Origin of the sequence: Polynucleobacter sp. MWH-UH35A (assembly GCF_018687075.1) — a bacterium.
GTDB lineage: Bacteria > Pseudomonadota > Gammaproteobacteria > Burkholderiales > Burkholderiaceae > Polynucleobacter.
Window position 1 is genome coordinate 1,831,381 of the sequence record NZ_CP061285.1, and the last position, 17,482, is coordinate 1,848,862.

Sequence of the window (17,482 nt, forward strand, 5' to 3'; positions counted from 1 at the left end):
TCTTGACAAGAGTGCTAAAATATACACCTATTAACACCTCATATTTATAAGAAAAAATGGTTCAAAAGAAATCTGACAAACCGAATTTGCAAACGCTGCCAGTCGCGCAGACTGCGGCGGCGTCTGCATTTCCAATGCTGCCAACTCTTGGGGTTGGCACTCTCGACTCATACATCGCTTACGTAAATCGCGTGCCGATGCTCAGCGCTGCGGAAGAGTTGCATCTTGCGCAGGAATTTCGTCGCACAGAAAATGTGGATGCCGCTAAAACATTAGTGCTCTCACATTTGCGCTTAGTAGTTTCTGTAGCCCGTCAATATCTTGGCTATGGCATTCCACATGCTGACTTAATTCAAGAAGGCAATATTGGCTTAATGAAAGCGGTCAAGCGCTACGACCCAAACAATGGTGCTCGCTTAGTGTCTTATGCGATTCACTGGATCAAAGCAGAAATTCATGAGTACATTCTCAAGAATTGGCGTTTAGTAAAAACAGCAACCACTAAAGCACAACGTAAATTATTTTTTAACTTACGCAGCAACAAACCTACCTTAAGCGCACTCACTCCAAGCGAGGTAGATGCCTTGGCTAAAGCCTTGGATGTCAAGGGTTCTGACGTTAAAGAAATGGAAATGCGTCTTGCTGGTGGCGATGTTGCCCTTGAAGGCGATGATAGCGATGATGAATCTGCTTACGCACCTATTCAGTGGCTGGCAGATAGCTCGCAAGAGCCGACTGCACGTATTGCTAACGCCGAAGCTGATGCACTGCAAGGTCCCAAGCTAGATCAAGCGCTGATGGCTTTAGACGAGCGCAGCCGCAATATTGTCCAGTCCCGTTGGTTAGCTATGGATGCTGAAGGTAATGGCACGAAGACATTACATGATCTTGCTGATGAATACGGCATTTCAGCTGAACGCGTGCGTCAAATCGAAACTGCTGCTCTCAAAAAGATGCGCGGCTTACTCCAAGCAGCCTAAATAAAAAAGGGTTCGATTCAGAACCCTTTTTAGTTTTTTTCTTTTCACTTCAGCAGCTCTTTTAAATCATGCGCCAAGGTCTCCGGACCTTGAGCGTGTTTGATGTACAAGCGTAAGCGGCCTTCGGGATCAAATGCATAACTACCTGCTGTGTGATCCATTGTGTAAGAACCCGGCTTGCTTCCAGGCACTTTCTTGTAATAGATCTTGAAGTCCTTAGTAACTTTTTCTAAAGCGGCTTCATCTGCAGGTCGCAAGCCCAAGAAACGGGGATCAAATGCAGGAACATATTGCTTGAGGATTTCTGCGGTATCTCGCTCAGGATCGACAGTCACAAAAAGTACTTGAACCTTATCCGACTGGGGCCCCAACAGAGCCATGACTTGTTGCATCTCTGTTAAGGTCGTTGGGCAAATGTCTGGGCACTGGGTATAACCAAAAAACATCACCACCACTTTGCCCTTAAAGTCAGCCAAGGTTCTCACCTTCCCATCAGGGTCCACCAAGCTGAAATCAGTACCAAATGCTTTGCTGCCAGTGATATCAACATTCTTAAACTCTGGCTTTGGACTGCAGGCGGTCAGAACAAAACATAGGATTGCTAAAGAGCAAATGCGCAGAAAATTCATATGGCTTATGAGATTTAAAGGTTTAAAGGTTTAAAGGAAATAGTGATCTACCAAGAGCGCCGCAAACAGTAGCGATAGGTAGGTAATTGAAAAACGAAACGTTTTCTTGGCCAATGCATCGCTATACGAGATGAATAGCGCAACTACATAAACCAAGAACAACAAACCCAGAACAATAGCTGAGATTAAGTAAACCATACCACTCATGCCATAGATATAGGGCAGCATCGTGGCCGCAATCAAGATTAGGGTGTAGAGCACGATATTCAATAGCGTGAAGCGCTCCCCATGGGTCACGGGCAACATCGGCAAGCCAGATTGCACATAATCATCCCGGCGATACAAAGCCAGCACCCAGAAGTGCGGGGGCGTCCACACAAAGATGATGAGAACCAAAAGCCAAGCTTCTGCAGAAAGTGTATTAGTCACAGCGGCCCAACCTAATGCTGGCGGCATGGCACCAGATAATCCGCCAATCACAATATTCTGAGGTGTTGCAGGCTTGAGTAACCAGGTATAGATCACTGCGTAACCAACAAAGGTGGCAAGTGTCAGCCACATGGTTAAGGGGTTACAGAAATTCCACAAAATAATCATTCCAAGCGAGCCCAAAACGATTGAAAAAATAATAATGTGAAAAGGCGTCACTTCGCCTGTAGCAGACGGACGCCATGACGTACGCTTCATCTTGGCATCAACCGCTTGCTCTATTAAACAGTTCACCGCAAAAGCAGCGCCCGCTAAAAGCCAGATGCCCACAATGCCCCCAAAAAGTACAGGGTAAGGAACCATCCCCGGTGTTGCTAAGAACATTCCTATAACCGCGCAAAAAACGGCGAGCTGAGTCACTCTCGGTTTAGTTAAAACCCAGTATTGACGCCAACGTGGCATAGCCACTGATACGTTGGTTTTAGAGTCACTCATATTTATGCCATCTTCTTTTGAATGAAAGGCTTCCAAGAAGCCCAATAGCTCATTCTGACCAAACAGAATACCAAAGCAGCAGAGCCTGCGGTATGCAATAAAGCCGCGAGTAAAGGCCACTGGAATATCACGTTCGAAATGCCTGTTATCACCTGCAAGAAAAGCACGCCTAGCAATAACTTAGCTACCCGACCAAGGCTCGATAGGACAGGGGTTGCAAGCTGTAGACCCTTCCACCCTAAAGTGCCTAGCACTACCAACACCAGTATTGCGAACAAGCGATGTGCCCAATGAATAGCTTGCAAAGCCACAGGGGAAATGAACTCACCTTGCGCATTTAAGCCAAGTTGACGCCAGAGAGTAAAGCCCTCCCCCCAATTAGTTTCAGGCCATGCACTGCCCAAGCACGTAGGGAAATCAGGGCATGCCAATACTGCGTAATTAGTACTCACCCAAGCACCCAAGAAAACCTGGATAAATAAAACCACAAAAGCAAGCGAAAGAAGTTGAGCAGAAAGTGGACGAATACGAATGGTGCGAATTGCAGAGGACTTACTCTCCCATACTTGCTGCGCATAAGCTGTTATGCAAGCCAATAGGACTAAAGCCAACAGCAAATGGATCGTCACAATAATTGGTTGCAGCTTTAGCGTCACTGTCCAAGCGCCAAACGCGCCCTGAACACAAACCAATAACAGCAATCCCAAGCTACCAAGCAAAGGATTTTTTCCTAAAGATTTCAATTTAGAGCATGCAATAGCTACTTGCACCAAAATTAAGGCGCCCACTGTCATTGCTAAGTAGCGGTGAATCATCTCAATCCAGGCTTTAATCACCGTCACAGGCCCTGTAGGTAAGGCGCTTTCGGCCTGCTGTATATCGCTCAGCGCATGAAAAGGGTTGGAAGTGCCGTAGCATCCAGGCCAATCTGGACAACCTAAGCCTGAGTCGGTCAAACGTGTAAATGCACCAAACACAATCAGATCGAATGTCATAAAGACCAATACCCAATTGAGTTTTTGGAAAAAACTATAACCTGGCTTTCTCCAAAGATAAACCAGTGGCAAGCCGGCAAAAATAATAGCAATTGCAGCTAACTCCAGAAGCAAAATCAAACTTGGCATTACAAATTCTCGCCCTTGTGATTGAGCTTCAACAGTTTTTCCAAGTCTTTCTTCATGCTCGAAAATTCTTTAGGAGAATTCGTGACTGGAAAATACATCATCTTGGCAGGGCTAGGATCAATTAATTGAATCTGTTGACCAGTGCCCTCTTTATTTAGCCAAGTATCAAATTCAGCTCTGAGCTTAGGATCCGCTGGCAGTGAAACAACCCGAAGACCAGCCGCTTTTTCGTCATAAACCTTGGTAACCTCAGGGTCTACAGGCTTACCATCGGTATTGACCCAGATCAGCTGCAAGCGCCCACTCTCTCTACCCATAGCAACTCTTGTCTGCCGCATCAGGAATAGCGCCTCGATGCATTTCTCATCTTTAATTTGGCATTCACTCGATGGACGAGCAATTAAGAGGGTCCACTTACCTTGTATAGGCGCATCAAGCCATGCCGAATTAAATTCTTGTGCTGGATGTACAAGCGTCCCCAGATTGGTTTTACCGCCCGCAGGCTTAATCACATAATACGTAAAATAAGAGGCAATCACCGGGGAAGCACAGGCCAGCAATAACAACAACATCTGTATACGGCCGCGACGAGTACGCGCATTAATCGCAGATGAATCTATCTGTGATGCCGGAATTAATAACTCTTTATCGCTCACCCTTGATCCCCTCGATACCCATTGCCAGACCCTGACGTTTATATTGCCGCAAGCCTGTCAGCAACCAAAATATAAATCCAGCAAAAGCCAAAGCAAACCACTGGAATGCATAAGCATAATGGCGATCGACCCCGCTTGTCAGGGGTGCCCATTCACGCAATAAACCATCTTCTGCACCAGCCTCAACCTCACGCAAAACAAAAGGGAGTTGCTCCCAATCTCGCTGTTTACCTTCGGCCTCTAAATCAAAGTTTTGTTCAATCCTGGGCTTACCAGTCTGGGTTGAATTTTTGCCGCTGCCCAACTCATACACCTTGCCGGGATGAGCAAAGACAATGCCTTCAATGCTAACGACCTTAGTTGGCGTCTGTACTGGCGGCAAGGTCTCACGATTTTCATTGTTGCGAGGAGCCCAACCGCGGTTTACCCAAAGAACCTCGCCCCTTCCTTCAAGCTTTAAAGGCATCATCAAATAGAAGCCGGACTGCGCGGTGTTACTGCCAGCGGGGGGAATAGGCCTTGGTCGGTTATCGAGCCAAATGGCTGCATCTGGAAGATATTGCCCTCGAGCCGTCATACGACGCTCCGTCGCCTCTTCCAGAGTCCAAGGACCCGCATTTGCATTCAGAATTGGCATTTGCTGCCGAGCCAATAAATTAGCCGCCAACGCAATTTTGGTCTCAGCCCTACCAAGCTGCCAAATGCCAGCGCCACAGCCAATAGCAATAACCATCAAGGCTGATACAGTAGCAACTATGCGCTTAGTAATGAGGGCGGTAAAAAGATTATTCAAGATATTGAAGATAAGGATTTGAGATGAAATGGCTTATTCCGATTGTCCTACTAATGATTGTTTTTAGCTTAGGATCGGCCCTGTATTACATGATGAAAGATAGAGGGAATAGCTCTCGCATGGTGCACTCGCTCATGCTGCGTATTGGCTTATCTATCGCCTTGTTTCTGGGAATTCTCCTGGCCCACTACTTTGGGCTTATTGAAGCAACGGGAATTAAAGTCGGCACTAACTAAAGCAAATTTTAATCAGCGCATAAAAACAAATCGGGGCTTTTAGCCCCGATTTTTTTGCTTACTTACATCCAGTAAACAGCGATGTACAGACCCAGCCAGACCACGTCAACGAAGTGCCAGTACCAAGCAGCGCCTTCAAATGCGAAGTGATGCTTAGAGGTGAAATCACCACGAATCATACGACGCAACACAATTGCCAACATCGTGCCACCCAAGAACACATGGAAACCATGGAAACCAGTCAACATGAAGAATGTGGAGCCATAGATGCCTGAAGTTAATTTCAGGTTCAACTCATGGTACGCATGGTAGTACTCATACACTTGGAAACCCAAGAACACTGCGCCCAAACCAACAGTTGCAGCTAAGCCAATGATGGCTTTTTTCATGTGATTTTCGACTAATGCATGGTGAGCGATAGTAATCGTTACGCCAGAGCTCAACAACAATAATGTGTTGATTGTTGGAATTGGCCATGGGCCCATGGTCGTAAATTTCTCAACCAAACCAGCTGGGCCATCATTTGGCCATACAGCCTGGAAATTTGGCCAAATCAATTTACTTTCAACATCGCCCATCCAAGGCATTGCAATATTACGCGCATAGAACAAGGCCGCAAAGAAGGCACCAAAGAACATGATTTCAGAGAAGATAAACCAAGCCATTGACCAGCGATAAGAGATGTCCACGTTGACACCATTCTTACCGGCATTTGACTCTGCAATCGTGTCGCCAAACCAGTTATAGAGCACATAGAGAACAAACGCTACACCTGCAAGACAAAGTGGGCCGCCCCAAGAGGCATGATTTACCCAACCAGAAATACCAAAGCCAAAAGCAATCAGACCAAAGGCGGCCATGGCTGGATGTCTAGATAGTCCAGGGACGAAATAGTATGGGGTTGAATTGGATGACATCTTATTCTCTCTATTCAATCAAAAAATAATCAATGGGACACTACTGCCTTCACTATCAACAGGAGAACGCCCATAAAAATCAAGGCGCCGATAACTCCTGCAATGATAATGTGCACAAAACTCAATGAAGCAACATCTTCCTGCAAACCTGACTTCTTACGCACCCCCAAAAAGCCCCACATCACGGCTTTCATAGACTGCATAAAACTACTTTTCTTTTTCATGAAACCACCTTTGATTTCGGGGCTGGGGGAGTGCCACCTAAGCCCAACTCAAAGAAGGTGTATGACAAAGTAATTGTCTTTACATCATCCGGCAAACCCGCATCAATTACAAAGACTACCGGCATCTTTTTTGTTTCATTTGCTGCTAGCGTTTGTTCCTGAAAACAAAAGCACTCTAATTTCGTAAAAAACTCTGTCGCACTTTTAGGTGCATAACTTGGTATTGCCTGCGCACGCACCGTACGATTCTGATTGTTCGTTACTTCATAAACAATCTCGGTCATTTCACCGGGATGCACTTCTAAAAAATTCTTTACTGGCTTAAATGTAAACGGGCCACGACTGTTCGAATCAAACTCAATGGTTACTGTGCGAGCATAGTTAACTTGCGTATTGCCAACCTTATTAGGGCTAAAGGCTCTGATACCATAATCATTCTTGCTCGTTACTACATTGATTCCGGTGACCTCACACAAGGCTTTGTACATCGGAACCAGTGCGTAACCAAAGCCAAACATCATTACTGCCGCAATTAACAGCTTTAATAAAATTTGGCGATTCAGTGATTGAGTTGAAACCATCGTTAGCGAGAGAATTAACCCAACATACTCCGTTTAATCACAATACCAATAAAAAAAGTTACTACAACACTTACAAGAATCAAGCCCATCCTGCGATTATTCGCAGCAAGGGCCTGCTTCTCTGGAGAATTAAATTCCTGCTTCACGCAATTGCTCTGCACTTGGCGGAGTTTCAAAAGTGTGATGTGGCGCTGGAGAAGGCACTGTCCACTCAAGACCTTTTGCTCCATCCCATGGCTTCATTGGGGCTTTTTCGCCTTTGCCGTTATAAGCCGGCAATACAACGAAGAGCAAGAAATAAACCTGCGCCAAACCGAATCCTAATGCGCCAATCGAAGCAATTGCATTGAAATCAGCAAACTGCGTTGGATAGTCAGCATAGCGACGTGGCATACCTGCCAAACCCAAGAAGTGCATTGGGAAGAAGGTGATGTTAAAGAAAATCATGGAAGCCCAGAAATGGATCTTGCCGCGAGTTTCGCTAGCCATGTAACCAGTCCACTTAGGACACCAGTAATAGAAACCAGCAAACATTGCGAACAATGAGCCTGCTACTAATACATAGTGGAAGTGGGCAACGATGTAATACGTGTCTTGAATGCCAATATCAATTGGCGCCATCGCACAGATCAAACCAGTAAAGCCGCCCATAGTGAACACAAAGATAAAGCCGATGGCCCACAACATTGGAGTTTCAAAGGTCATTGAACCTTTCCACATGGTTGCTACCCAGTTGAAAATCTTCACGCCAGTTGGAACGGCAATCAACATGGTTGCGTACATGAAAAACAATTGACCTGTAACTGGCATACCAGTTGCAAACATGTGGTGAGCCCAAACGATGAATGACAAGATCGCAATCGATGCGGTTGCATACACCATTGAGCTGTAACCGAACAATGTTTTTCTGGAGAATGCTGGAACGATTTCACTGATGATTCCAAATGCTGGAAGAATCATGATGTAAACCTCTGGGTGACCAAAGAACCAGAAAATATGCTGGAACATGATTGGGTCACCGCCGCCAACAGCGGAGAAGAATGAAGTACCGAAATGACGATCAGTCAGAACCATGGTAATCGCGCCAGCCAATACAGGCATCACAGCGATCAACAAGTAAGCAGTGATCAACCAAGTCCAGCAGAACATTGGCATCTTCATCAATGTCATGCCAGGAGCGCGCATATTCAAAATGGTCACGATGATGTTGATCGATCCCATGATGGAAGAGGCACCCAACAAATGCAGGGCAAAAATCGCCATGTCCATGCCAGGACCCATTTGCGAAGTCAATGGAGCATAGATAGTCCAGCCACCTGATGGAGCGCCGCCAGGAACTAAGAATGAGCTCAACAGCAATGTTGCTGCTACTGGCAGAATCCAGAAGCTGAAGTTATTCATACGAGCAAATGCCATATCAGATGCGCCAATTTGCAAAGGCACCATCCAGTTAGCAAAACCAACGAAGGCCGGCATGATCGCACCGAACACCATCACGAGACCGTGCATGGTTGTTAATTGGTTAAAGAACTCTGGACGCAAGAATTGCAAACCAGGCTGGAACAATTCCAAACGAATTCCCAAGGCCATCACGCCGCCAGCCAGCAAGCTAACGAATGAGAAGATCAAGTACATCGTACCGATGTCTTTGTGGTTGGTTGCAAACAGCCAACGACGCCAGCCGTGTGGCATGTGATCGTCATGCGCGTGGTCGTGTGCGTGATCGTGGGTAGTAGAGACTGTGCTCATAAATTACTCCGGTTTCGTTTTATCTGTATTTGTTAATCTGAATTACTTGCCGCCGCGCGCAGTAATAATCTCTTGGGTCTGAATCACTTCACCCGTCTTATTACCCCATGCATTACGTGTATAGGTCATCACCGCAGCAATATCGCCATCAGAAATCACGCCAGCCCACTTCGGCATAGCGCCTTTACCATTAATGAGGATATTGAACTGACCTGCTTTAGGGCCGTTAACCACTTTGCTACCGTCCAGCGCTGGGAATGCGCCCGCGCCTTTACCGTTTGGTTGATGGCAAGCTGCACAGTTCGCTGCATATACTTTGGCGCCACGCTCTTTTTGCTCATCCAAGGTGTAAACCTTTGAAGGATCGTCGCCACCAGCACCCATTTCCTTTTTCTTCTCTGCAACCCACGCGCTGTAGTCCTCTTGAGAAACCACTCTCACAACGATGGGCATAAAGGCATGCTCTGCACCACAAAGCTCAGAGCACTGACCACGGAATGTGCCAATCTTGTCAGCTCTAAACCAAGTGTCACGCACAAAACCTGGGATCGCATCTTGCTTCACGCCAAACGCTGGAATTGTCCATGCATGAATAACGTCATTAGCTGTAGTGATCAAACGAATTTTTTTACCAACGGGCACAACCATTTCATTGTCAACTTCCATCAAATAAGTATTTGATTTAGGCGCCAAGTTATTGATTGCTTCACGGGAAGTAGACAAAGTAGACAGGAAGCTAATACCTTCACCCTCACCTTTGATGTAGTCATAACCCCATTTCCACTGATAACCAGTGGTCTTAATAGTGATGTCTGAATTAGTAGTGTCTTTCATTGCCACAACAGTTTTTGTTGCAGGCAACGCCATACCAATCACGATGAGTAATGGAATGACTGTCCAAATAATTTCAACAGTGGTGCTCTCGTGGAATGAAGCTGATTTATGACCTAGAGATTTGCGGTGCTTCAAGATGGAATAGAACATCACACCAAAAACGCCGACAAAAATCAACGCACAAATAACCAACATCATCCAATGCAACCAATGAATCTCTTGCATGATTTTGGTAGCAGGAGGCGCAAAATTCAGCTGATTTACAGCTGGGCCACCAGGCATATTCTCTGCTGCATGAGCAATTGCAGTTCCAAAAGCTACTGCGAAATAGAGCGAAGCCCTAGTGACTTTTCCAAATAAATTCATCTTATTCTCTGTTTATTGTCGTGAGCAAAGCAGCAAAAATGCCACAAAATGCCCAAAAAACGGTCTTAAGCCAATACATACTGCCGTGATTATAGGGTTAATTGAGCACAACAACAAACAGGGTTAACCCAGCTTGATCCAATCTTGGTCAAGGTTTAAATGATAGTAAGCACTTACACTTAAGCAGAATCTGGCCTAGTCTTGCGTCCAATTTGATTTAGATCAATATAGGCAACGTTATCCTTCGCTTTTGCAAGGTGCTTTCCAAGAGCCCATGCATGCCCATAAACCACCTCCAAGGTCAGTTTTTGTGGCAAAAGCTCTAATTGAGGGGTTGCGTCAGGGCCCAAATGCAGCAAATTCAGAGCGCTGATGTCTGCGAGCAATAGTTCGGGCTTCTCATAATCTAGGGTCAAATACTCCATATCCATCACCGGGTCAGAAAAGCGCTCTGCAAGCAAAGCATCTCCCATATCGTGCATATCCCAAGGGCTTAATATATTTTTCAGTTTTAAGCTCGGAATTTCGAGTGAGCGCAGCTCTTTTCCGGTATCGGGCCCCAAATAGCTAAACGTGAGTAATCCACCTTCACGCAGTACACGCCAACATTCTCGAAGAAAATGTTTTGGATCTGCCAAATCCTGGATTAATAGATTACTGAACACCAAATCTACAGAATTATCTGGAATATCAAATCTTCCGGATGAAGTGAAGCTTGCTAAAGGACTCGCAGTGTTGCTAAACAGCGTGCGCCAATTGCGCAAGGCTTTAGCTCGCCACATTTGAAAACTAGAAACCCCCTCTTCAGTAATGCTTAGAGTTCGCACTTTAGGGAAGCGCTTAGCGAGCACATCTAAATGTTTGCCTGCAAAATCTGGCACGATCAAGAGATCTTTTACATCGAGCTTAACGATGTCTAATTTCTGCAGCATGCGATCTGCAATTTCGTCTTGTAACCATCTAATGGGCTGGGTCATTGGCTCAGTATACTCAGCGCCCCATGCGATTTCCAGAGAACATTTTTCAAACCATTTGCGAACAGCTTTTACCGACTGCTTGCATTACCTGTCAGACATTCCAAGGACACTCCGTTTGCGATCAATGTGTTGACTCGTTACAAAATAATGCTTTACTGAACTATGAATGCTGCTTTCAATGCGGCATAACGTTAGAGGCCTTTGAGGTGAACCAAGAAAAGTGCACCTCCTGCGAAAAGAACAAGCCACACTTTGATGAAACCTATTGCTTGGATCGCTATGATGGATCATTGCAGTCTCCACTCCATGAATTAAAGTATCAAAGGCGCATCGCATTTGCCCATGCACTTGGCAGCATATGGAATATTATTCTCAACAAAGAGCTTATTGATATTCACGCAGATTACTTGCTACCAGTACCGCTCAGTATTGAGAAATTAGCGCAACGCGGCTTTAATCAAAGCTGGGAAATTGCGAAGCAAATCCGCTGTGCCAAGCAGATTCAAAAATCACCTTATGCACTTCGTCGCCACCATTACTCAGGACACCAAGCAGGAAGCTCTCTGAGCAATCGTCACTTAGCAATTCAGGGAATGTTTTATGTAGAGGAACGATATATTCGTCAGTTGCAAGGCAAGACTGTCATCGTATTTGATGATGTAATGACTAGCGGTGCAACCCTGAATGAAATTGCACGCATTCTGAAGGACAATGGTGTATCTCGTGTAATCAATTGGGTACTGCTCAGGGCTACGCGACCAATCGAAAGAGTGTCACATGTTTAATATTGTTTTATTCGAACCAGAAATCCCGCCCAATACTGGCAATATCATTCGCTTATGCGCCAATACCGGTGCCAAGCTACACTTGATTGAGCCGCTTGGATTTCCGATGGAGGATGCCAAGTTACGCAGAGCGGGTTTGGACTATCACGAGTTTGCAAGAGTAAAAGTCCACAAAAATTGGGCGCAGTTTTTAAAAGATGAGCAACCCAATCCCGAGAATATCTTTGCTTTAACGACCAAAGGTTCTGGAAGGTTTCATGAGGGCAAATACTCTCCGAATGATTACTTTGTATTTGGTTCTGAAACCAAAGGCATTACCAATGAAGTAAGGGAGTCTATCCCAGAAAAAAATCGCATGCGCCTTGCAATGCAAGATAGTAGCCGCAGCTTGAACTTGTCGAATACTGTCGCGATTGTTGTGTATGAAGCTTGGCGCCAAAATGGCTTAGCAGGTGGTCAGTAAGCAACTGGCCAAAGAGTTATTCGCTATGATTCGATTTTTGGATCACGCCCCATCAACTTCTTAAGGGCATCTTGCGGCTTGAGTTTTCCTGAAAGCACCTCGCCCATCATCGCAGTAATCGGCATTTCCACATCTAAACGTTTTGCCAAATCACCAACTGCGGCAGCGCAAAGCACACCCTCAGCAACATGGCCAAGACTTGTCAGAATTTCTGGCAGTGGCTTGCCGTTCGCGAGCTCGAGACCAACTCGACGATTGCGAGAGAGATCACCGGTGGCAGTCAAGATTAAATCGCCAACACCAGTTAAGCCCATACACGTTTCAGATTTACCACCGGCAGCCTTCACTAGGCGCATCATTTCCGCCAAACCGCGGGTGAGAACAGCGGCACGGGCATTCAACCCTAAATCGAGCCCATCCCCAATACCTGCAGCAATAGCGAGGACGTTCTTTATAGCGCCACCTAATTCAACGCCGATCAAGTCATCACTGGAATAAACCCGCATATTACCGTGATGGAATGCCGCCTGAACCGTTTCACAAAGCACTGGAGATTTGCTAGCAACCGTTAAGGCACAAGGCATTCCCATACCAACCTCCCGCGCAAAGCTCGGACCAGATAAGGCGCCATACGAATGCACAATGCCATGCGCATGAATCTTGCTTTCACGCTCAACAACTTGGTGTGGCAATAAAGCGGTATCTGGCTCTAGACCCTTGCAGAGCCAAACAATGTTCAGCGGATGCTCTGCCATTCTTAATACTTGAGCAATCGTCTCTGAAAGCCCTGACATTGGCGTAGCAATAACCAATAAGTCATCACTGGAAAGTCTTTTTACCGCTTCAGAAAAGTCACTCTCAAACTTGAGACCCTCGGGTAATTGAACGCCCGAAAGATAGGTACGGTTTTCGCCACAATCTTGAATATCATCCAATTGTTGTTTGCTACGTGACCATAAACAAACATCACCATCTTGGAGATGGCGAGCGGCTTGTGCCGCCATCGCCGTTCCCCAAGCACCAGCACCAAGCAGCGTCACTTTCATGATCTGTGGGCTCGCTTGTTAGATATTAGTGGGGCTTGCTCTCAGCAGCTGCGCCATCTTTAGCGGCTGCTTCTTGTTGAGCCTGCATCAAACGATGCTCATACATACCGTGGAAATTAATCTCATTTAAATGAATTGGCTGGAAGCCTGCACGACTAATAATGTCGGCAATATTAGAGCGCAGATATGGATACAAGATTGTTGGGCAAGCAATGCCAAGCATTGGATCAATTTGCTCAACAGGAATATTACTGAACTCAAAAATACCAGCTTGCTTTGCCTCGACCAAGAACAATACTTTTGCATCAACTTTAGCAGTCACAGTAGAACTTAAGGCTACCTCAAATATTCCTTCGCCCAAGGGGGCAACAGCAATATCAATTTCAACTTGTACTTGTGGCTCTGATGCCACCAATAGAATCTGTGGTGCATTCGGCTGCTCAAGCGATACATCTTTTAGATAAATACGCTGAATACGAAATCCAGGCTCTTTAGATTGTTCGGCGCTTGCTTCTGGTGCAGAAGTTTGTTCAGTCATTACTAACTTTCTTTGTATGTGTAATCTTTTAGGCTAGCAAGGGGTCAAGCTTGCCAGCACGATCCAATGCTACTAAGTCATCATATCCACCAACGTGGGTGTCGCCTATGTAAATCTGAGGAACAGTACGACGACCAGTTCGAGTCATCATGATTTCACGTTGAGATGGGTCACGATCAATCAAAATCTTTTCCAAGCTTGTCACACCTTTTTTGAGTAATAACTTTTCAGCCATGACGCAATATGGACAAACCTGAGTGCTATACATTGTGACTGGAGGCATTATTTCTCCTTACTTCACCAAAGGAAGGGCTGCGGCTTTCCAGGCTTGCACGCCACCATCCAAAGAACCAACTTCCGCAAAACCCAGCTTTTGAGCCTCGGCAACAAGTTTGCGTGATTGGGTTCCTGAATCGCACACCAAGACTACTGGATGCTTCTTGTCGAGTTTGAGCTTTTCAACAGCGGCGGTCAAACCAGCCGCATTTACCAATTTAGCGCCAGGTAGATGGCCTGATTTGAAAGCCTCCTCCGAACGCAAATCCAATACATGAGCTTTTCGACGATTAATCCAAATAGTTGCCTCGGTAGGCGACAAGCCTTTTCCGCCAATAAGCGTAGATAATGTAGGTAGGAAAAGCGCTGCGCCCGAAACCAACAGTAGGGCAATAAGCGCTAAATTATCAATTTGCGTGAGAAAGTTCATCACCGGATTATAGAATGGCTCTATGAAACAACTTGTCCTTATTCGTCATGGCGAATCCGCCTGGAACCTTGAAAACCGCTTCACTGGCTGGGCGGACGTTGACTTAACCCCAAAAGGCGCTGAACAGGCCCTAGCAGCAGGTGAAAACCTGAAAAAAGCGGGTTATGAATTTGATGTTGCTTACACCTCAGTTTTAAGGCGTGCAATTCGCACCCTCTGGAATGTGCAAGACACCATGGATCTCATGTGGCTACCAGTAGTTCATAGCTGGCGCCTCAATGAGCGTCACTATGGCGCTCTCACAGGATTAAATAAAGCTGAAACCGCAGAAAAATATGGGGATGAGCAAGTTCACATTTGGCGTCGCTCATACGATGTACGCCCACCTTTGCTAGAACATGCTGATGAGCGCAACCCCAAAAATGATCCGCGTTATGCAAAACTCAATGCCGCTGATATTCCGTTAGGCGAATGTCTCAAAGATAACGTTGAGCGCGTACTGCCACTGTGGAATGAGTCTATCGCTCCTGCACTAAAAGCAGGAAAACGTGTTTTATTAGTTGCTCATGGCAATAGCATTCGATCATTAATTAAATATTTGGATCAAATGTCAGATGAAGCCATCATGGAAGTGAATGTGCCAAATGGTGTGCCACTTGTTTATGAGTTGGATGACAACCTCAAACCTATTCAACACTTTTATTTAGATTAAAAACAAAAGAGATATGCGCCAATTTCTAAAGAATTTCGCCCTGATAACCGTTGGTCTTATCGCCGGTGTGGCAGCGACAATCCAGCTCTCCGCTACGGCCCAGCAAGGAGCCCAGCTACCGCTAGATGAGTTGCGTACGCTTTCTAACGTCTTCGCACAAATCAAGCGTGAATATGTTGAGCCCATTGAAGATAAGCAATTGTTAACGGACGCAGTCAAGGGAATGGTGAGTAGTCTTGACCCGCACTCCACTTTCTTGGATAAAAAAGATTTTTCAGAAATGCAAGAGCAAACCTCTGGAAAGTTTGCTGGCCTTGGCATTGAGATTACCTCAGAAGATGGTGTTGTCAAAGTTCTCAATCCAATTGAAGATAGTCCTGCAGCACGTGCTGGCTTGCAAGCGGGGGATTTAATTACTCGTCTGGACGATAAACCTGTACGCGGTATGTCTCTCGATAAAGCAGTTCGCACAATGCGAGGCACTCCTGGAACAAAAATTACTTTGACGGTATTTCGTAAAAGTGAGGAACGCAGCTTTCCTGTCACAATCACTCGCGCAGAAATTAAAGTTCAGTCAGTTAAAACCAAAATTCTTGACAACGATATTGCTTGGGTTCGCATTACCAGCTTTCAAGAGCGTACCGTCCCTGACCTCGCTAAAAAATTAACAGATATTGCCAACCAGGATCCAAAGCTCAAGGGCATCATTTTGGATCTGCGTAACAATGGTGGCGGCCTACTTCAAGGTGCCGTAGGTGTAGCTGCTGCCTTCTTGCCTGCGGATGCGATTATTGTCTCCACCAAGGGACAATCCCCAGACTCCACACAAGTATTTAATGCCACGCCAGCCATGTACCGCCTTAATGAGTCTGGCGATCCTTTGGCTGGTGTTCCAGCCATGTTTAAAAAGTTGCCAATGGTAGTTTTGGTGAACGCCTACTCCGCCTCTGCCTCAGAGATTGTGGCCGGCGCACTTCAGGACTACAAACGTGCAACCATTATTGGAAAAACTACTTTTGGTAAAGGCTCTGTGCAAACTGTACGTCCACTTACCAATGATTCCGCACTGAAAATCACTACTGCTTATTACTACACTCCAAGCGGCAAGTCGATTCAAGCTTTTGGTGTGAAACCAGATATTCCGGTAGATCAAAATAAAGATGGTGATCCAGATGATGTATTGATCACTCGCGAGATTGACAGCGAGAAGCATCTGCGCAATAAACAATCAGCTGAAGACAAGTTAATCAAAGATCGTGAGCAGCGTCGTCTTGAGGAGCTACAACGCATTGAAGAAAAAAATGCCAAAAAGACTCCCGAAGAAAAAGAGAAAGAAAAAAATAAGAAGCCTACTGAACTCGGTAGCGCAGATGACTTTATGCTCTCCCAGGCTGTGGCGTTCATCAATGGCCAGCCTGTAAAGCGCTCATCATCTAAGCTGGAATAATGAAGCTCACGGCTTACCTATGAATGATGAGCAGTTACTTCGCTACTCCAGACATTTATTACTGGAAGAAATTGATGTAGCTGGCCAAGAAAAGCTGCTCAGCGCGCATGTATTGGTAATCGGCGCTGGCGGCTTAGGAAGCGCGGCAGCGCCCTACTTGGCTGCTGCAGGAGTGGGGCACATCACGCTAATGGATCATGATTCAGTAGAGCTGACAAATCTGCAGCGCCAAATCATGCACACCGAGAGCAGCATTGGTAAAAGTAAAGTTGCATCCGGAAAGGAATTTCTAGAACTCCTTAATTCCACGATTCAAATTGAAACTATTCAAGCTAAAGCAACCAGCGCTCTTCTTGATGAGTTATTACCAAGTGTGGATATCGTCTTAGATTGCACCGACAACTTTTCAACTAGACACCTCATCAATGCCGCCTGCTTCAAAAACAAAACTCCGCTCATTTCGGGGTCTGCTCTTAAATTTGATGGTCAAGTGAGCGTCTTTGATCCCCGCAACTCTAGTTCACCCTGTTATGCGTGCATCTTTTCTCCAGACGAAGAATTTGAAGAAGTTAGTTGCTCTAGCATGGGCATTTTCTCACCCCTGGTTGGCATAATTGGCGCCATGCAGGCAGCACAAGCACTGCAAGTATTAATTGGTTTTGGCGAGCCTTTGGTGGGTCGTATGTTGCTTTGGAATGGTCGCACTACCCAAATCGATGAAATCCGTATTAGCCGTAATTCTGAATGCCCAGTATGTGGCGCATCACACCAATAACTCAGCAAGAACCGACAAAG

General features: G+C 45.8%; 23 protein-coding genes. 7 read left to right on the top strand and 16 right to left on the bottom strand.

What is annotated here, in order from left to right; translation table 11 throughout:
* The first annotated feature begins 56 nt into the window (after nt 1-56).
* The gene (gene rpoH / locus ICV36_RS09485; protein ID WP_215400437.1) at nt 57-980 is read left to right on the top strand and encodes an RNA polymerase sigma factor RpoH; all 924 of its coding nucleotides are present in this window, start codon (nt 57-59) and stop codon (nt 978-980) included.
* Nucleotides 981-1,024: 44 nt separating this feature from the next.
* On the opposite strand, the gene ICV36_RS09490 is transcribed toward rpoH, so the two are convergent.
* The 5 genes from ICV36_RS09490 to ICV36_RS09510 are packed head-to-tail and all read right to left on the bottom strand — an operon-like array spanning nt 1,025 to nt 5,106.
* Entirely contained in the window at nt 1,025-1,609 is a 585-nt protein-coding gene (locus ICV36_RS09490) for an SCO family protein (protein WP_215400438.1), read from the bottom strand.
* A 30-nt stretch (nt 1,610-1,639) separates the two neighbouring features.
* Nucleotides 1,640-2,533 carry a heme o synthase gene (cyoE, locus tag ICV36_RS09495; RefSeq protein WP_215400439.1) on the bottom strand — a complete coding sequence of 298 codons (894 nt, stop codon included), beginning with the start codon at nt 2,531-2,533 and terminating at the stop codon, nt 1,640-1,642.
* Nucleotides 2,534-2,535: 2 nt separating this feature from the next.
* A complete protein-coding gene (locus ICV36_RS09500; RefSeq protein ID WP_251375003.1) occupies nt 2,536-3,657 on the bottom strand; it encodes a heme A synthase in 1,122 nt (373 codons plus the stop codon).
* Complete coding sequence (locus ICV36_RS09505) at nt 3,657-4,313, bottom strand: hypothetical protein (RefSeq protein ID WP_215400440.1); 657 nt, start codon at nt 4,311-4,313, stop codon at nt 3,657-3,659. Before ICV36_RS09505 ends, ICV36_RS09500 begins: the two co-directional genes overlap by 1 nt.
* Nucleotides 4,303-5,106 carry an SURF1 family protein gene (locus tag ICV36_RS09510; protein ID WP_251375005.1) on the bottom strand — a complete coding sequence of 268 codons (804 nt, stop codon included), beginning with the start codon at nt 5,104-5,106 and terminating at the stop codon, nt 4,303-4,305. Before ICV36_RS09510 ends, ICV36_RS09505 begins: the two co-directional genes overlap by 11 nt.
* 23 nt (nt 5,107-5,129) lie before the next feature.
* Between ICV36_RS09510 and ICV36_RS09515 the strand changes: the two genes are divergently transcribed.
* A complete protein-coding gene (locus ICV36_RS09515; RefSeq protein ID WP_128112804.1) occupies nt 5,130-5,342 on the top strand; it encodes a twin transmembrane helix small protein in 213 nt (70 codons plus the stop codon).
* A 62-nt stretch (nt 5,343-5,404) separates the two neighbouring features.
* Here the strand turns inward: ICV36_RS09515 and ICV36_RS09520 are convergent, their stop codons facing one another.
* From ICV36_RS09520 to ICV36_RS09550, 7 genes are all read right to left on the bottom strand, one after another.
* A complete protein-coding gene (locus ICV36_RS09520; RefSeq protein ID WP_215400441.1) occupies nt 5,405-6,259 on the bottom strand; it encodes a cytochrome c oxidase subunit 3 in 855 nt (284 codons plus the stop codon).
* Between the two features lie 29 nt (nt 6,260-6,288).
* Nucleotides 6,289-6,483: a DUF2970 domain-containing protein gene (locus tag ICV36_RS09525; protein ID WP_215400442.1), complete on the bottom strand. Its 195-nt coding sequence runs from the start codon at nt 6,481-6,483 to the stop codon at nt 6,289-6,291.
* On the bottom strand, nt 6,480-7,064 hold the full coding sequence (locus tag ICV36_RS09530) for a cytochrome c oxidase assembly protein (RefSeq protein ID WP_215400443.1): 585 nt from the start codon (nt 7,062-7,064) through the stop codon (nt 6,480-6,482). The genes ICV36_RS09525 and ICV36_RS09530 overlap by 4 nt, the downstream gene beginning before the upstream one ends.
* Nucleotides 7,065-7,078: 14 nt before the next feature.
* Nucleotides 7,079-7,294: a cytochrome oxidase small assembly protein gene (locus ICV36_RS10285; RefSeq protein ID WP_215400444.1), complete on the bottom strand. Its 216-nt coding sequence runs from the start codon at nt 7,292-7,294 to the stop codon at nt 7,079-7,081.
* Complete coding sequence (gene ctaD / locus ICV36_RS09540) at nt 7,194-8,813, bottom strand: cytochrome c oxidase subunit I (RefSeq protein WP_215400445.1); 1,620 nt, start codon at nt 8,811-8,813, stop codon at nt 7,194-7,196. The genes ICV36_RS10285 and ctaD overlap by 101 nt, the downstream gene beginning before the upstream one ends.
* Nucleotides 8,814-8,855: 42 nt before the next feature.
* A complete protein-coding gene (coxB, locus tag ICV36_RS09545) occupies nt 8,856-10,013 on the bottom strand; it encodes a cytochrome c oxidase subunit II (protein WP_215400446.1) in 1,158 nt (385 codons plus the stop codon).
* A gap of 179 nt (nt 10,014-10,192) precedes the next feature.
* Complete coding sequence (locus ICV36_RS09550; RefSeq protein ID WP_251375008.1) at nt 10,193-10,990, bottom strand: class I SAM-dependent methyltransferase; 798 nt, start codon at nt 10,988-10,990, stop codon at nt 10,193-10,195.
* Between the two features lie 23 nt (nt 10,991-11,013).
* On the opposite strand from ICV36_RS09550, the gene ICV36_RS09555 reads away from it, so the two are divergent.
* Entirely contained in the window at nt 11,014-11,775 is a 762-nt protein-coding gene (locus ICV36_RS09555) for a ComF family protein (RefSeq protein ID WP_215400447.1), read from the top strand.
* A complete protein-coding gene (trmL, locus tag ICV36_RS09560) occupies nt 11,768-12,238 on the top strand; it encodes a tRNA (uridine(34)/cytosine(34)/5-carboxymethylaminomethyluridine(34)-2'-O)-methyltransferase TrmL (protein WP_215400448.1) in 471 nt (156 codons plus the stop codon). Before ICV36_RS09555 ends, trmL begins: the two co-directional genes overlap by 8 nt.
* A 23-nt stretch (nt 12,239-12,261) precedes the next feature.
* Here trmL and ICV36_RS09565 read toward each other — a convergent pair whose 3' ends face one another.
* From ICV36_RS09565 to ICV36_RS09580, 4 genes are read right to left on the bottom strand one after another with little or no spacing between them, the layout of a single operon-like run.
* On the bottom strand, nt 12,262-13,284 hold the full coding sequence (locus tag ICV36_RS09565; protein WP_215400449.1) for an NAD(P)H-dependent glycerol-3-phosphate dehydrogenase: 1,023 nt from the start codon (nt 13,282-13,284) through the stop codon (nt 12,262-12,264).
* A 25-nt stretch (nt 13,285-13,309) separates the two neighbouring features.
* Nucleotides 13,310-13,822 (bottom strand): protein-export chaperone SecB, encoded by a 513-nt coding sequence (gene secB / locus ICV36_RS09570; protein WP_215391711.1) that lies wholly within the window; start codon nt 13,820-13,822, stop codon nt 13,310-13,312.
* 28 nt (nt 13,823-13,850) lie between these two features.
* Nucleotides 13,851-14,105, bottom strand: a complete 255-nt coding sequence (gene grxC, locus ICV36_RS09575; RefSeq protein ID WP_215400450.1) for a glutaredoxin 3 — start codon at nt 14,103-14,105, stop codon at nt 13,851-13,853.
* A gap of 9 nt (nt 14,106-14,114) precedes the next feature.
* Nucleotides 14,115-14,528 (bottom strand): rhodanese-like domain-containing protein, encoded by a 414-nt coding sequence (locus ICV36_RS09580; RefSeq protein ID WP_215400451.1) that lies wholly within the window; start codon nt 14,526-14,528, stop codon nt 14,115-14,117.
* Between the two features lie 22 nt (nt 14,529-14,550).
* Here ICV36_RS09580 and gpmA point away from each other — a divergent pair, with 22 nt between their 5' ends.
* The 3 genes from gpmA to ICV36_RS09595 are packed head-to-tail and all read left to right on the top strand — an operon-like array spanning nt 14,551 to nt 17,462.
* Nucleotides 14,551-15,240 (top strand): 2,3-diphosphoglycerate-dependent phosphoglycerate mutase, encoded by a 690-nt coding sequence (gene gpmA / locus ICV36_RS09585; protein ID WP_215400452.1) that lies wholly within the window; start codon nt 14,551-14,553, stop codon nt 15,238-15,240.
* Between the two features lie 13 nt (nt 15,241-15,253).
* Nucleotides 15,254-16,687 carry a S41 family peptidase gene (locus ICV36_RS09590; RefSeq protein WP_215400453.1) on the top strand — a complete coding sequence of 478 codons (1,434 nt, stop codon included), beginning with the start codon at nt 15,254-15,256 and terminating at the stop codon, nt 16,685-16,687.
* A 19-nt stretch (nt 16,688-16,706) separates the two neighbouring features.
* Complete coding sequence (locus ICV36_RS09595; protein WP_215400454.1) at nt 16,707-17,462, top strand: HesA/MoeB/ThiF family protein; 756 nt, start codon at nt 16,707-16,709, stop codon at nt 17,460-17,462.
* Nucleotides 17,463-17,482: the final 20 nt, after the last annotated feature.

Excerpts from the sequence above, each read along its gene's own strand:
- ICV36_RS09565 (WP_215400449.1), bottom strand. The coding sequence starts at position 13,284 with ATGAAAGTGACGCTGCTTGGTGCTGGTGCTTGGGGAACGGCGATGGCG.
- ICV36_RS09500 (WP_251375003.1), bottom strand. The coding sequence starts at position 3,657 with ATGCCAAGTTTGATTTTGCTTCTGGAGTTAGCTGCAATTGCTATTATT.
- grxC (WP_215400450.1), bottom strand. The coding sequence starts at position 14,105 with ATGCCTCCAGTCACAATGTATAGCACTCAGGTTTGTCCATATTGCGTC.
- gpmA (WP_215400452.1), top strand. The coding sequence starts at position 14,551 with ATGAAACAACTTGTCCTTATTCGTCATGGCGAATCCGCCTGGAACCTT.
- ICV36_RS09555 (WP_215400447.1), top strand. The coding sequence starts at position 11,014 with ATGCGATTTCCAGAGAACATTTTTCAAACCATTTGCGAACAGCTTTTA.
- rpoH (WP_215400437.1), top strand. The coding sequence starts at position 57 with ATGGTTCAAAAGAAATCTGACAAACCGAATTTGCAAACGCTGCCAGTC.
- ICV36_RS09550 (WP_251375008.1), bottom strand. The coding sequence starts at position 10,990 with ATGACCCAGCCCATTAGATGGTTACAAGACGAAATTGCAGATCGCATG.
- ICV36_RS09515 (WP_128112804.1), top strand. The coding sequence starts at position 5,130 with ATGAAATGGCTTATTCCGATTGTCCTACTAATGATTGTTTTTAGCTTA.
- ctaD (WP_215400445.1), bottom strand. The coding sequence starts at position 8,813 with ATGAGCACAGTCTCTACTACCCACGATCACGCACACGACCACGCGCAT.
- ICV36_RS09520 (WP_215400441.1), bottom strand. The coding sequence starts at position 6,259 with ATGTCATCCAATTCAACCCCATACTATTTCGTCCCTGGACTATCTAGA.
- ICV36_RS09590 (WP_215400453.1), top strand. The coding sequence starts at position 15,254 with ATGCGCCAATTTCTAAAGAATTTCGCCCTGATAACCGTTGGTCTTATC.
- ICV36_RS10285 (WP_215400444.1), bottom strand. The coding sequence starts at position 7,294 with ATGGAGCAAAAGGTCTTGAGTGGACAGTGCCTTCTCCAGCGCCACATC.
- ICV36_RS09580 (WP_215400451.1), bottom strand. The coding sequence starts at position 14,528 with ATGAACTTTCTCACGCAAATTGATAATTTAGCGCTTATTGCCCTACTG.
- cyoE (WP_215400439.1), bottom strand. The coding sequence starts at position 2,533 with ATGAGTGACTCTAAAACCAACGTATCAGTGGCTATGCCACGTTGGCGT.
- ICV36_RS09490 (WP_215400438.1), bottom strand. The coding sequence starts at position 1,609 with ATGAATTTTCTGCGCATTTGCTCTTTAGCAATCCTATGTTTTGTTCTG.
- ICV36_RS09595 (WP_215400454.1), top strand. The coding sequence starts at position 16,707 with ATGAATGATGAGCAGTTACTTCGCTACTCCAGACATTTATTACTGGAA.
- trmL (WP_215400448.1), top strand. The coding sequence starts at position 11,768 with ATGTTTAATATTGTTTTATTCGAACCAGAAATCCCGCCCAATACTGGC.
- coxB (WP_215400446.1), bottom strand. The coding sequence starts at position 10,013 with ATGAATTTATTTGGAAAAGTCACTAGGGCTTCGCTCTATTTCGCAGTA.
- ICV36_RS09530 (WP_215400443.1), bottom strand. The coding sequence starts at position 7,064 with ATGGTTTCAACTCAATCACTGAATCGCCAAATTTTATTAAAGCTGTTA.
- secB (WP_215391711.1), bottom strand. The coding sequence starts at position 13,822 with ATGACTGAACAAACTTCTGCACCAGAAGCAAGCGCCGAACAATCTAAA.
- ICV36_RS09525 (WP_215400442.1), bottom strand. The coding sequence starts at position 6,483 with ATGAAAAAGAAAAGTAGTTTTATGCAGTCTATGAAAGCCGTGATGTGG.